Annotated in this window: 12 protein-coding genes and 1 riboswitch; of the genes, 4 read left to right on the forward strand and 8 right to left on the reverse strand. The window is 27.2% G+C overall.

Annotated features, from left to right (window positions below):
* Window positions 1-20 precede the first annotated feature (20 nt).
* Complete coding sequence (gene ptsP, locus AACK91_RS04250) at window positions 21-1,772, reverse strand: phosphoenolpyruvate--protein phosphotransferase (RefSeq protein ID WP_338964446.1); 1,752 nt, start codon at window positions 1,770-1,772, stop codon at window positions 21-23.
* Between the two features lie 673 nt (window positions 1,773-2,445).
* On the opposite strand from ptsP (AACK91_RS04250), the gene AACK91_RS04255 reads away from it, so the two are divergent.
* Window positions 2,446-3,024: a nitroreductase family protein gene (locus tag AACK91_RS04255; RefSeq protein WP_338966574.1), complete on the forward strand. Its 579-nt coding sequence runs from the start codon at window positions 2,446-2,448 to the stop codon at window positions 3,022-3,024.
* A gap of 393 nt (window positions 3,025-3,417) precedes the next feature.
* Here the strand turns inward: AACK91_RS04255 and AACK91_RS04260 are convergent, their stop codons facing one another.
* Window positions 3,418-3,606: a hypothetical protein gene (locus tag AACK91_RS04260; RefSeq protein ID WP_338964448.1), complete on the reverse strand. Its 189-nt coding sequence runs from the start codon at window positions 3,604-3,606 to the stop codon at window positions 3,418-3,420.
* Window positions 3,607-3,846: 240 nt separating this feature from the next.
* Window positions 3,847-4,809, reverse strand: coding sequence for an IS1/IS1595 family N-terminal zinc-binding domain-containing protein (locus tag AACK91_RS04265; RefSeq protein WP_338964451.1), 963 nt, complete (start codon window positions 4,807-4,809; stop codon window positions 3,847-3,849).
* 102 nt (window positions 4,810-4,911) lie between these two features.
* A riboswitch (cobalamin riboswitch) is annotated at window positions 4,912-5,097 on the forward strand.
* 277 nt (window positions 5,098-5,374) lie between these two features.
* Between AACK91_RS04265 and AACK91_RS04270 the strand changes: the two genes are divergently transcribed.
* A complete protein-coding gene (locus AACK91_RS04270; RefSeq protein WP_338964453.1) occupies window positions 5,375-6,298 on the forward strand; it encodes a hypothetical protein in 924 nt (307 codons plus the stop codon).
* On the forward strand, window positions 6,299-7,261 hold the full coding sequence (locus AACK91_RS04275) for an IS1/IS1595 family N-terminal zinc-binding domain-containing protein (RefSeq protein ID WP_338963247.1): 963 nt from the start codon (window positions 6,299-6,301) through the stop codon (window positions 7,259-7,261).
* A gap of 106 nt (window positions 7,262-7,367) precedes the next feature.
* Here AACK91_RS04275 and AACK91_RS04280 read toward each other — a convergent pair whose 3' ends face one another.
* The 3 genes from AACK91_RS04280 to ptsP (AACK91_RS04290) all read right to left on the reverse strand — a co-directional run bounded on the left by AACK91_RS04280 (window position 7,368) and on the right by ptsP (AACK91_RS04290) (window position 10,595).
* Complete coding sequence (locus AACK91_RS04280; protein WP_338964456.1) at window positions 7,368-7,655, reverse strand: hypothetical protein; 288 nt, start codon at window positions 7,653-7,655, stop codon at window positions 7,368-7,370.
* A 179-nt stretch (window positions 7,656-7,834) separates the two neighbouring features.
* The gene (locus AACK91_RS04285; RefSeq protein ID WP_338963247.1) at window positions 7,835-8,797 is read right to left on the reverse strand and encodes an IS1/IS1595 family N-terminal zinc-binding domain-containing protein; all 963 of its coding nucleotides are present in this window, start codon (window positions 8,795-8,797) and stop codon (window positions 7,835-7,837) included.
* 46 nt (window positions 8,798-8,843) lie between these two features.
* Window positions 8,844-10,595: a phosphoenolpyruvate--protein phosphotransferase gene (gene ptsP, locus AACK91_RS04290; protein WP_338964446.1), complete on the reverse strand. Its 1,752-nt coding sequence runs from the start codon at window positions 10,593-10,595 to the stop codon at window positions 8,844-8,846.
* A gap of 673 nt (window positions 10,596-11,268) precedes the next feature.
* Between ptsP (AACK91_RS04290) and AACK91_RS04295 the strand changes: the two genes are divergently transcribed.
* On the forward strand, window positions 11,269-11,847 hold the full coding sequence (locus tag AACK91_RS04295) for a nitroreductase family protein (RefSeq protein ID WP_338966574.1): 579 nt from the start codon (window positions 11,269-11,271) through the stop codon (window positions 11,845-11,847).
* 743 nt (window positions 11,848-12,590) lie between these two features.
* Here AACK91_RS04295 and AACK91_RS04300 read toward each other — a convergent pair.
* Together AACK91_RS04300 and AACK91_RS04305 are read right to left on the reverse strand one after the other, a co-directional pair.
* Window positions 12,591-13,553, reverse strand: a complete 963-nt coding sequence (locus AACK91_RS04300; RefSeq protein ID WP_338964451.1) for an IS1/IS1595 family N-terminal zinc-binding domain-containing protein — start codon at window positions 13,551-13,553, stop codon at window positions 12,591-12,593.
* A gap of 234 nt (window positions 13,554-13,787) precedes the next feature.
* A complete protein-coding gene (locus tag AACK91_RS04305) occupies window positions 13,788-14,792 on the reverse strand; it encodes an NAD(P)-dependent oxidoreductase (protein WP_338964459.1) in 1,005 nt (334 codons plus the stop codon).
* Window positions 14,793-14,806: the final 14 nt, after the last annotated feature.

Below are 14,806 nucleotides of genomic sequence, written 5' to 3' on the forward strand. Positions count from 1 at the left end.
TACCTAATTTTAGGTATATTTTATAAATATCAAGAGTTTTCGACAAAATTAAAGCTTTTTGTTGTTTTTTGTACTAAAGCTAATACTTCTTCAGCGGTTTGACAAGTTAGAGCTTTTGCCACTAATTGTTCCATCGCTGGAACTTCTAATTTACTAATAACTCGACGGGCATTTAAAATACTTGTTGCTGACATTGAAAAGTAATCTAACTTCATTCCCATTAAAAGGGGAATTGCTTGTTCTTCTCCCGCCATCTCACCACACATTCCAACTCATTTGCCTTCTTTATGAGCTCCATCAATAATTGTTTTGATTAAACGTAAAATTGATGGATTATATGGTTGATATAAATAAGCAACAAATTGACTCATCCGATCAGCTGCCATTGTGTATTGAATTAAATCGTTTGTTCCGATTGAAAAGAAATCAGCATGTTTTGCAAACTGGTCCGCCAACACAGCTGCTGATGGAATTTCCATCATCATTCCAATTTCAATATTATCCGCAACTTGATGTCCGGCTTTAATTAGATTTGCTTTTTCTTCTAATGTAATTTCTTTTGCTGCTTTAAATTCATCAATTGTAGCAATCATTGGGAACATAATACCAAGTTTCCCGTGGACACTCGCGCGTAATAAAGCTCGTAATTGTGTTCGAAACACATCCGTTTTATCTAAACATAATCGAATCGCACGATAACCTAAAAATGGATTCATTTCTTCTGGGAATTTAAAATATGATAGTTTTTTATCTCCCCCAATATCCAACGTACGAATAATTACTGGTCGGTTTTGCATTCCTTCTAACACGCCTTTATATGCTTTATATTGTTCATCTTCCGTTGGAAAATGATCATTATCCATATATAAGAACTCACTTCTAAAGAGTCCAATTCCTTGGCCACCATTATCTAACACCCCTTGAACATCTTTTGGGGCCCAAATGTTACCTTCTAAAACAAATTTTTGGTATCCATCTTTTGATACGGTGGTTTTATCTTTAAATGCTAATAATTCTTGTTGCAATTGGAAAAACTTTGTTCGTTCTGCGGTTCAAGTTTTAATCTCGTCAGCTGATGGGGCTAAAATAACCTCCCCAGTTGTTCCATTAATCATCATCGCTTCATTATGTTTTGCATGTTTTGTAACATCTTTTAGGCCTAACACTGCCGGAATTTCTAAACTACGAGCCATAATAGCAGCATGGCTAGTTCTTCCCCCCATATCACAACTAAATCCTTTTGCAAATTTAGGGGCCAATTGCGCTGTTTGTGATGGTGTTAAATCTTCTGCGACAATAATAACTTCTTCATTAATTGTTGCTAAATCTAACACCGGCACATTTAAAATATATTTAATTAACCGATCAGTTACATCTTTGATATCCGCTGCTCTTTCCTTAAAGTATGGATCCTCCATTCCAGCAAATATTGTAATAAATTTCTGTGCAACAGTATGAATTGCATAAGCCGCATTGTTTTTATCATTATTAATCATTTTTTTTGCTTCATCAATCATCGCCGGATCCTGTAAAATCTGACTATGGGCTTCGAAGATCGCCGCTTTCTCAGCTCCCAATTTTTCTAAGGCAGTTTCTTGTAATTTTTCAATATCAGCATTTGCCTTCTTCATTGCTGTTTCTAAACTCTTAATTTCACTAGCTGAATCAGAAACCGTATTATTTGAAATCTCATATTTTGGTTCTTCTAATTTAAAAACTTTTGCAATTGCAATTCCATTACTCGCACCTATTCCGTGCAGTTTTTTTGACATAATAAAAATTCCCCACTTCTCTTTCTACTAAAACTATTTTTATTATATACTGAAAATTGGAAAATTACTGTAATTTAAGCATAGTTTTCATCCTCAAATTATTATTTTTATTACAATTTACAAAGTTCATCAAAAATTATTTAAAAATTAAAATGATACCCCACCCAACTCACGAATCTTATAAACTAAATTATTAGATGTGTGGCACTCCCACATTTCCTGTTTTCTATTCTCTTGTAAATATATTCAGCAAGAGTTATAATGATATGGATTATTTAATATAGTTTTTTTATTTTTGTATTAATCAAAGTACATTTTTAAATTAAATTATTATTAAATAATAAAAAATTTTAATTTTAGTTATGTTATTAATTATTTGATTATAAAATAAAGCAAATTTATTTACTAATAAAAAACATTAATTAAAATTAAAAAATAGTAAAACATTTATAATATCATCAAGTATCAAAATCATTAAAACAAAATATTTTATCAATATTATACATTTATAGTTCAATTCTTCGTTTGATAATGATAAATGCGGTACATGACTTTGATTATGGTCATTTAAAATAATCAACAAATATTAATTATCAACAGGGAGAACAAAGCAATATGAAAACAGTAGAACAAGCAATTAAATTTCGCCGTTCAATGTCTGGTTTTAATACAAATAAAAAAAGAAGATTTGAACTTAATTTTAAATGCTGGTCGGTTAGCTCCAAGTGCACTTGGATCAGAACCAACAAGAATTTTAGCAATAAGAAATAATCATGTTAAAGAAAAACTAGCTGAAATTTCTTATGATGAACCAAACTGAAAAAAGGTGAAAACAACAGATGTTTTAATTCTTTTTGTATCAGTAAAAGGAGATATTTTAAACAGTAAAACATTTATTAAAAATAGATTAGATAGATGGGGTTTGCCAGAAGACCAATTAGAAGACCGCGTTGATTCTTATTTAGAATATCTAAAACAATTTGATTGTGATAGTTATTCAATCAACAAAGCATTTATATCTGCAGCATATATGAGCTTACAAGCTGCATCAATAGAAGTTTATTCAACAATCATGCAAGGTTTTAATTTAACTAAGTTAAATGATTGTTTAAATAAAAAAGGATATATAAATAAAGAAAAAGAATCTGTCCATTTATCAATGGCAATTGGTTTATCTAATAAAGAACTGAAAAATAAAATTTATCCACAAGTTCAATTATCATCAGAAGAATTATACACATTAATCGACTAAAAAAATACCCTTAATTGAAAATATTAAGGGTATTTTTTTATTTAGTTTATTCTAAACAAAATCAATATAATTGTCTACAATATTGTGGTTAAATCAACTGCTTCTGCAATACATAGAATAAATAATGATTAGATCGGTTTTATTAACAAGTAACTAAAATAATAGTTTTAGCATATTTGCTCTTATCATTTATTTAACAAAATAAAAAATGCCTTTTCATTTTAAAGATAGCGCGGAAGATTATATCAACGACTCTTAATAATTCCGTTGGTAAAGATTCGGTATCAATAACTGCCAATAAATAACGTATGATTATTAAAATTAAAATTTTGGTAAGTCTTTTCTGACATTTGACGAAGTTTTCTGGCGCTATAAATAACAAACCATCTTTCATTACACAAAAAAAGCATAATCTGGAATTAACTCGGTTAAATCAAGTGTTCCTCCTGAAGTTCTCAATTTTCTTTGTACAAAAAAAATAAATAATTTATTATTTTGATTGTTTAATTTTCATCTTTTATGAAATGATTTAAAATTAGAACAACAATCATCACAAATTGGATGTAAAACATCAGCACGCATTTAAAAAATGTTCCCCTCTTTCTTTTAAATTAAGTAATAGCGTTAGTTTAAATAAAAAAATTTGTAAATAAAATATAAATAGAGTTTATAGTTTTTTGCTAATTAAATTATAATGGATTTTTTATATTTTTAAATATATTCTTTAATTTTGTCGAAAACTCTTGATGAAATAAAAAAAATCATCAATATGACAATTTGAAAACTAATTTTGTGTAAGATTATGATTTTGCTTTAAATTTTTTAAACGTTAAAATATAATACCGTTGATTGTTGGTTTGGTGTTAAACCTTTGTGTTGGTATTTTCATTTTCAGAGCTTTAAATAATTTTGAATATTAGTGAAACCCAAACCATGATAATGAATTAAGGCTTCTTTAAGACTGGATTGTAATTTACTAATCTTATTTAACTTTTGATAACTAGTATCAGGGTTTGTACTAGTTTTGGTGGAATATAGAGTAGAATTTGTTTGTTTTGCTACTAATAAATATAGTGGTTGCATATCAGAAATAATTATTGATTTTTCTTTAATTAGTTGCTTATTCATATTTTCAATAATCCGTTGTTTTTGTAATCTTTTGGTATTGGTGGATTGAACAAAAATATTATTATTGCTATCAACTGCCATTTGAATACAGCATTTGGTATCAGTTGAAAATGGATCGAGATGAGTTTTTCGTTTATCAAATTTATCTTTAAAATTGCCTTTATGAATTTCTTTAATAAATGTTTCATCCATTTGGATTTGACCATTTAATTTTTTAAATTTTAACTGTGTATTTTCTAATTGTTTTGATTGCATTAATTTTTGTCGATTATATCAAGCGGTTTTTGGGGTTGTTTTAATAAAACGAGAAATTATTTTACTAGATTGTCCTAACAATGAAATTTGAATTAATAAATTTCACTGTTCATAATTTAAATGACTTCAATAAGTAAAATGATGACGAAATGCATCAAAACTAGCACGACATTTTTTACATAAATATTTTTGTTTTCCTTCGGAATTATGACCATTTTTAACACAATGAAAAGATTTGCAATTAGGACATATAATGCCTTTATCTCTAAATTTTTGATCAATTTCATTTAAACGTTTTTGTTTTTTAATTAAGTCTGCTTGTTGTTTTATTTTTTCATAAAATTCTAAAAATTGATCATCTGTTAAGCTATTTATTAATTCTGTAATTATTTTTTTCATCATTTATTTACCTCTATATATTAAAAATATACCTAATTTTAGGTATATTTTATAAATATCAAGAGTTTTCGACAAAATTAAAGATTATTATCAAGATAAATAAAATATGATATGATATTTTTAGACAATTTAATATATAGTTATTTAGAGTTAGGGAATTAAGTGTAAATCTTGAGCTGTCCCAGCAACTGTGATATGGACGAACACCACAAGCCACTGAAAATATTTTTTGGGAAGGCGGTTAGTAGGATGAAGTTAAGCCAGTAGACCTTTCTAAATTTAATTAGTCTTATTATATAACTCCTGGGTGTGAGTCATGTAATTATTTTGCAAACAAATAATTTAATGATTGTTATATAAAAAGCATTTTGGGAATGCTTTTTTGTTTATTGTAACTAGAATTAAATTGTCCATTGTTAATTTGCTAGAAAGAATAAAAAAGAAGATGGAAAAATTATTAATAGTGATATTAAGTAGTTCATTTATTTTGTCACCAACAGCGACAATTATTGCTTGTAAAAATACTGATGAGTTTATTTCATATAAGTATCCAGATTGGATTTAGCATATGAAAACAGAGGAATCAAAAGAGTTTACCGTTGGTTATGATAATTATTATTTATCATCGGCAAGAAGTAGTTTCGAACAAAACAATTGGTTAGACCTTAACCAAGAAAGCCATGTTTATGTTCATTTTAAGAATATTACTAATATTGATGAAATTATGAAAAAGTTATCATTTGCTGATACTGCTAATATGCAACTCGTAACTCAGATTTATGAGCCAATAACATTTAGAAAAGCCGACAACGGTATGTATATTTCTAATCCCTTTTTAACGCAAAATACAGCTGTTGGTGGATATACTATGATGGCAAAAGATAAATGACAAGACATTAAAAATAGTAAAAATATGAAACAACTAAATGATCGCTTTCAAAAAGAGTTTGATGAACGCGGAACAATTGCTGATTCGCATCCAGTTCAAGAAGTAAATGGAACAAAATTTGTATGATGAGATTCTAATAGTTGAGGAAACTTATTGCAAACAGATATTCAGAAGGAAATTTATGGTGTTTGAAGTAACACTGAAAATAAAATTCAAGTGGGAATGAACATTCCATTGAGCCTTACAAGTGAGGGTTCAATTAAAGTGTCAAAAACAGGTGCCCACAATGTATTTCGAATTGATTTAAATTATCAAGAAGATTGAATAAATAATAGTTTTAACAAAGTAAAATATCTTCTACCCCACTGAGGTTTTTACTTTACAATTAAAGGTGATAATAATGCCCAATATATTTCACCACAACTAATTCCTGCAATTAATAATAACTTTCGTGCTTCCGATGTTTTGATATTCTTAAAATCAAAAAATTTTAATTATTTTAATACTGAAGGTTATAAAAATGCTTTAATTTTGTCGAAAACTCTTGATATTTATAAAATATACCTAAAATTAGGTATATTTTTAATATATAGAGGTAAATAAATGATGAAAAAAATAATTACAGAATTAATAAATAGCTTAACAGATGATCAATTTTTAGAATTTTATGAAAAAATAAAACAACAAGCAGACTTAATTAAAAAACAAAAACGTTTAAATGAAATTGATCAAAAATTTAGAGATAAAGGCATTATATGTCCTAATTGCAAATCTTTTCATTGTGTTAAAAATGGTCATAATTCCGAAGGAAAACAAAAATATTTATGTAAAAAATGTCGTGCTAGTTTTGATGCATTTCGTCATCATTTTACTTATTGAAGTCATTTAAATTATGAACAGTGAAATTTATTAATTCAAATTTCATTGTTAGGACAATCTAGTAAAATAATTTCTCGTTTTATTAAAACAACCCCAAAAACCGCTTGATATAATCGACAAAAATTAATGCAATCAAAACAATTAGAAAATACACAGTTAAAATTTAAAAAATTAAATGGTCAAATCCAAATGGATGAAACATTTATTAAAGAAATTCATAAAGGCAATTTTAAAGATAAATTTGATAAACGAAAAACTCATCTCGATCCATTTTCAACTGATACCAAATGCTGTATTCAAATGGCAGTTGATAGCAATAATAATATTTTTGTTCAATCCACCAATACCAAAAGATTACAAAAACAATGGATTATTGAAAATATGAATAAGCAACTAATTAAAGAAAAATCAATAATTATTTCTGATATGCAACCACTATATTTATTAGTAGCAAAACAAACAAATTCTACTCTATATTCCACCAAAACTAGTACAAACCCTGATACTAGTTATCAAAAGTTAAATAAGATTAGTAAATTACAATCCAGTCTTAAAGAAGCCTTAATTCATTATCATGGTTTGGGTTTCACTAATATTCAAAATTATTTAAAGCTCTGAAAATGAAAATACCAACACAAAGGTTTAACACCAAACCAACAATCAACGGTATTATATTTTAACGTTTAAAAAATTTAAAGCAAAATCATAATCTTACACAAAATTAGTTTTCAAATTGTCATATTGATGATTTTTTTTATTTCATCAAGAGTTTTCGACAAAATTAAAGCTATTTTTAAAACAAGGGAAAATCAGCTAGTTTATTAACTAAAACTAAGATTAAACCAATTAAACAAAAAACACAACATAAAAAAAGAATTAAATATTTATTTTTTCGAAAAGCAGCCCGAATTGTTAATTTTTGTTTGGTTGTAAAGTCATCATTATGTGAATTTTGACGAGCTTTCCGTGACTGTCATCACCATCAACCACCACTTGCAATTGATAACAATGTAAACAATACAACCAAAACAATTAAGACTGATACTGGAATATTACTTGCTTGCGCATTTAAATAAAACATTAAAATCACCTATTTAATAAAAAAATAACACTAATAGTGTTATTTTATCAAAAATTTAAACATTTAAAGCACTTTTTGTCTTTAATTTTGTCGAAAACTCTTGATGAAATAAAAAAAATCATCAATATGACAATTTGAAAACTAATTTTGTGTAAGATTATGATTTTGCTTTAAATTTTTTAAACGTTAAAATATAATACCGTTGATTGTTGGTTTGGTGTTAAACCTTTGTGTTGGTATTTTCATTTTCAGAGCTTTAAATAATTTTGAATATTAGTGAAACCCAAACCATGATAATGAATTAAGGCTTCTTTAAGACTGGATTGTAATTTACTAATCTTATTTAACTTTTGATAACTAGTATCAGGGTTTGTACTAGTTTTGGTGGAATATAGAGTAGAATTTGTTTGTTTTGCTACTAATAAATATAGTGGTTGCATATCAGAAATAATTATTGATTTTTCTTTAATTAGTTGCTTATTCATATTTTCAATAATCCATTGTTTTTGTAATCTTTTGGTATTGGTGGATTGAACAAAAATATTATTATTGCTATCAACTGCCATTTGAATACAGCATTTGGTATCAGTTGAAAATGGATCGAGATGAGTTTTTCGTTTATCAAATTTATCTTTAAAATTGCCTTTATGAATTTCTTTAATAAATGTTTCATCCATTTGGATTTGACCATTTAATTTTTTAAATTTTAACTGTGTATTTTCTAATTGTTTTGATTGCATTAATTTTTGTCGATTATATCAAGCGGTTTTTGGGGTTGTTTTAATAAAACGAGAAATTATTTTACTAGATTGTCCTAACAATGAAATTTGAATTAATAAATTTCACTGTTCATAATTTAAATGACTTCAATAAGTAAAATGATGACGAAATGCATCAAAACTAGCACGACATTTTTTACATAAATATTTTTGTTTTCCTTCGGAATTATGACCATTTTTAACACAATGAAAAGATTTGCAATTAGGACATATAATGCCTTTATCTCTAAATTTTTGATCAATTTCATTTAAACGTTTTTGTTTTTTAATTAAGTCTGCTTGTTGTTTTATTTTTTCATAAAATTCTAAAAATTGATCATCTGTTAAGCTATTTATTAATTCTGTAATTATTTTTTTCATCATTTATTTACCTCCATATATTAAAAATATACCTAATTTTAGGTATATTTTATAAATATCAAGAGTTTTCGACAAAATTAAAGCTTTTTGTTGTTTTTTGTACTAAAGCTAATACTTCTTCAGCGGTTTGACAAGTTAGAGCTTTTGCCACTAATTGTTCCATCGCTGGAACTTCTAATTTACTAATAACTCGACGGGCATTTAAAATACTTGTTGCTGACATTGAAAAGTAATCTAACTTCATTCCCATTAAAAGGGGAATTGCTTGTTCTTCTCCCGCCATCTCACCACACATTCCAACTCATTTGCCTTCTTTATGAGCTCCATCAATAATTGTTTTGATTAAACGTAAAATTGATGGATTATATGGTTGATATAAATAAGCAACAAATTGACTCATCCGATCAGCTGCCATTGTGTATTGAATTAAATCGTTTGTTCCGATTGAAAAGAAATCAGCATGTTTTGCAAACTGGTCCGCCAACACAGCTGCTGATGGAATTTCCATCATCATTCCAATTTCAATATTATCCGCAACTTGATGTCCGGCTTTAATTAGATTTGCTTTTTCTTCTAATGTAATTTCTTTTGCTGCTTTAAATTCATCAATTGTAGCAATCATTGGGAACATAATACCAAGTTTCCCGTGGACACTCGCGCGTAATAAAGCTCGTAATTGTGTTCGAAACACATCCGTTTTATCTAAACATAATCGAATCGCACGATAACCTAAAAATGGATTCATTTCTTCTGGGAATTTAAAATATGATAGTTTTTTATCTCCCCCAATATCCAACGTACGAATAATTACTGGTCGGTTTTGCATTCCTTCTAACACGCCTTTATATGCTTTATATTGTTCATCTTCCGTTGGAAAATGATCATTATCCATATATAAGAACTCACTTCTAAAGAGTCCAATTCCTTGGCCACCATTATCTAACACCCCTTGAACATCTTTTGGGGCCCAAATGTTACCTTCTAAAACAAATTTTTGGTATCCATCTTTTGATACGGTGGTTTTATCTTTAAATGCTAATAATTCTTGTTGCAATTGGAAAAACTTTGTTCGTTCTGCGGTTCAAGTTTTAATCTCGTCAGCTGATGGGGCTAAAATAACCTCCCCAGTTGTTCCATTAATCATCATCGCTTCATTATGTTTTGCATGTTTTGTAACATCTTTTAGGCCTAACACTGCCGGAATTTCTAAACTACGAGCCATAATAGCAGCATGGCTAGTTCTTCCCCCCATATCACAACTAAATCCTTTTGCAAATTTAGGGGCCAATTGCGCTGTTTGTGATGGTGTTAAATCTTCTGCGACAATAATAACTTCTTCATTAATTGTTGCTAAATCTAACACCGGCACATTTAAAATATATTTAATTAACCGATCAGTTACATCTTTGATATCCGCTGCTCTTTCCTTAAAGTATGGATCCTCCATTCCAGCAAATATTGTAATAAATTTCTGTGCAACAGTATGAATTGCATAAGCCGCATTGTTTTTATCATTATTAATCATTTTTTTTGCTTCATCAATCATCGCCGGATCCTGTAAAATCTGACTATGGGCTTCGAAGATCGCCGCTTTCTCAGCTCCCAATTTTTCTAAGGCAGTTTCTTGTAATTTTTCAATATCAGCATTTGCCTTCTTCATTGCTGTTTCTAAACTCTTAATTTCACTAGCTGAATCAGAAACCGTATTATTTGAAATCTCATATTTTGGTTCTTCTAATTTAAAAACTTTTGCAATTGCAATTCCATTACTCGCACCTATTCCGTGCAGTTTTTTTGACATAATAAAAATTCCTCACTTCTCTTTCTACTAAAACTATTTTTATTATATACTGAAAATTGGAAAATTACTGTAATTTAAGCATAGTTTTCATCCTCAAATTATTATTTTTATTACAATTTACAAAGTTCATCAAAAATTATTTAAAAATTAAAATGATACCCCACCCAACTCACGAATCTTATAAACTAAATTATTAGATGTGTGGCACTCCCACATTTCCTGTTTTCTATTCTCTTGTAAATATATTCAGCAAGAGTTATAATGATATGGATTATTTAATATAGTTTTTTTATTTTTGTATTAATCAAAGTACATTTTTAAATTAAATTATTATTAAATAATAAAAAATTTTAATTTTAGTTATGTTATTAATTATTTGATTATAAAATAAAGCAAATTTATTTACTAATAAAAAACATTAATTAAAATTAAAAAATAGTAAAACATTTATAATATCATCAAGTATCAAAATCATTAAAACAAAATATTTTATCAATATTATACATTTATAGTTCAATTCTTCGTTTGATAATGATAAATGCGGTACATGACTTTGATTATGGTCATTTAAAATAATCAACAAATATTAATTATCAACAGGGAGAACAAAGCAATATGAAAACAGTAGAACAAGCAATTAAATTTCGCCGTTCAATGTCTGGTTTTAATACAAATAAAAAAAGAAGATTTGAACTTAATTTTAAATGCTGGTCGGTTAGCTCCAAGTGCACTTGGATCAGAACCAACAAGAATTTTAGCAATAAGAAATAATCATGTTAAAGAAAAACTAGCTGAAATTTCTTATGATGAACCAAACTGAAAAAAGGTGAAAACAACAGATGTTTTAATTCTTTTTGTATCAGTAAAAGGAGATATTTTAAACAGTAAAACATTTATTAAAAATAGATTAGATAGATGGGGTTTGCCAGAAGACCAATTAGAAGACCGCGTTGATTCTTATTTAGAATATCTAAAACAATTTGATTGTGATAGTTATTCAATCAACAAAGCATTTATATCTGCAGCATATATGAGCTTACAAGCTGCATCAATAGAAGTTTATTCAACAATCATGCAAGGTTTTAATTTAACTAAGTTAAATGATTGTTTAAATAAAAAAGGATATATAAATAAAGAAAAAGAATCTGTCCATTTATCAATGGCAATTGGTTTATCTAATAAAGAACTGAAAAATAAAATTTATCCACAAGTTCAATTATCATCAGAAGAATTATACACATTAATCGACTAAAAAAATACCCTTAATTGAAAATATTAAGGGTATTTTTTTATTTAGTTTATTCTAAACAAAATCAATATAATTGTCTACAATATTGTGGTTAAATCAACTGCTTCTGCAATACATAGAATAAATAATGATTAGATCGGTTTTATTAACAAGTAACTAAAATAATAGTTTTAGCATATTTGCTCTTATCATTTATTTAACAAAATAAAAAATGCCTTTTCATTTTAAAGATAGCGCGGAAGATTATATCAACGACTCTTAATAATTCCGTTGGTAAAGATTCGGTATCAATAACTGCCAATAAATAACGTATGATTATTAAAATTAAAATTTTGGTAAGTCTTTTCTGACATTTGACGAAGTTTTCTGGCGCTATAAATAACAAACCATCTTTCATTACACAAAAAAAGCATAATCTGGAATTAACTCGGTTAAATCAAGTGTTCCTCCTGAAGTTCTCAATTTTCTTTGTACAAAAAAATAAATAATTTATTATTTTGATTGTTTAATTTTCATCTTTTATGAAATGATTTAAAATTAGAACAACAATCATCACAAATTGGATGTAAAACATCAGCACGCATTTAAAAAATGTTCCCCTCTTTCTTTTAAATTAAGTAATAGCGTTAGTTTAAATAAAAAAATTCTTTAATTTTGTCGAAAACTCTTGATGAAATAAAAAAAATCATCAATATGACAATTTGAAAACTAATTTTGTGTAAGATTATGATTTTGCTTTAAATTTTTTAAACGTTAAAATATAATACCGTTGATTGTTGGTTTGGTGTTAAACCTTTGTGTTGGTATTTTCATTTTCAGAGCTTTAAATAATTTTGAATATTAGTGAAACCCAAACCATGATAATGAATTAAGGCTTCTTTAAGACTGGATTGTAATTTACTAATCTTATTTAACTTTTGATAACTAGTATCAGGGTTTGTACTAGTTTTGGTGGAATATAGAGTAGAATTTGTTTGTTTTGCTACTAATAAATATAGTGGTTGCATATCAGAAATAATTATTGATTTTTCTTTAATTAGTTGCTTATTCATATTTTCAATAATCCGTTGTTTTTGTAATCTTTTGGTATTGGTGGATTGAACAAAAATATTATTATTGCTATCAACTGCCATTTGAATACAGCATTTGGTATCAGTTGAAAATGGATCGAGATGAGTTTTTCGTTTATCAAATTTATCTTTAAAATTGCCTTTATGAATTTCTTTAATAAATGTTTCATCCATTTGGATTTGACCATTTAATTTTTTAAATTTTAACTGTGTATTTTCTAATTGTTTTGATTGCATTAATTTTTGTCGATTATATCAAGCGGTTTTTGGGGTTGTTTTAATAAAACGAGAAATTATTTTACTAGATTGTCCTAACAATGAAATTTGAATTAATAAATTTCACTGTTCATAATTTAAATGACTTCAATAAGTAAAATGATGACGAAATGCATCAAAACTAGCACGACATTTTTTACATAAATATTTTTGTTTTCCTTCGGAATTATGACCATTTTTAACACAATGAAAAGATTTGCAATTAGGACATATAATGCCTTTATCTCTAAATTTTTGATCAATTTCATTTAAACGTTTTTGTTTTTTAATTAAGTCTGCTTGTTGTTTTATTTTTTCATAAAATTCTAAAAATTGATCATCTGTTAAGCTATTTATTAATTCTGTAATTATTTTTTTCATCATTTATTTACCTCTATATATTAAAAATATACCTAATTTTAGGTATATTTTATAAATATCAAGAGTTTTCGACAAAATTAAAGAATATATTTATTATTATATTAAAAAAAGACACTAATGTCTTTTATCAAATAATTTGTAGTTAACTCTTGTAAAACAAACAAATAATTTGCTGAGATTAAGCAAATTATTTGAATCAATATTTTGTTTTCCTACTGTTTGTAAATTTATCTTAAATTAGATTTTATTTTTTGTTTCACCAGTTGTTAAAATTTCTTTTAAATTTTCATATGTTGTTTCAACCATATTTTTAACCGCTTCATCGGTATATGAACCGACGTGTGGAGTAATAATTACCCGTGGATATAATGTTAATAGTTTATTAGTAATGTCATCTGGCATTTTTTCACCCTTAAAATCTTTAAAGAAAACATCACCTTCATTTTCTAAAACATCTAAGCCAACCCCTTTTAAATGGTTTGACTTTACTGCTTCATAAACAGCTTCACTATCCATTAATTGTCCTCGTGCGGCATTAATTAAAACGGACCCTGGTTTCATTTTTGCTAAAAATTCTTTATTAACTAAATGATGATTTTCCTCTTTAATATATGGACAATGCAATGAAATTAAATCTGATTCTTTAATTAATGTGTCTAAATCAGTATAAGTTAAAATTTCTTTTGCTGCATCACTTTCATAGATATCTTGTCCTAGAACTTTTGCTCCCATCCCATGTCATGCTTTTGCTGTCTCAAATCCAATGCGTCCTGTTCCAATAATTCCAATTGTTGAATTACGAATTTCTTTTGCAAACATAAAATCATCAACCTTAAAATTAGTATTTTTTTCATTATTCGCCATATAAAATAAATTTCGTAACAAAGCATTTCCCATTGCAACCGCTAGTTCACTCACAGCATTTGGTGAGTAACCTGGAACATAAGCCATCTTAAATCCTAATTCATACGCTTTTGCTAAATCAATGTGATTATACCCAACTGTTCTTGTCAATAAATATTTAACACCATATTCTTTCATCTTTAATAAGTTTTCCTCATAACAATCACAATTAGCTCGCACCATGACAGCATTATGGCCTTTCGCTGTTGCAATATTATCTTTTGTTAAATATTCTTCGATTAAAGTTAACTCATAACCATATTTTTCATTTAACTGTTCAAAAAATGGACGTTCAGTTTTACGAACCCCATAACAAACCATTTTAATTTTTGTACTCATTAATATTTTCTCCT

Source organism: Spiroplasma endosymbiont of Sarcophaga carnaria (assembly GCF_964019595.1).
Classification (GTDB): domain Bacteria; phylum Bacillota_I; class Bacilli_A; order Mycoplasmatales; family Mycoplasmataceae; genus Spiroplasma; species Spiroplasma poulsonii.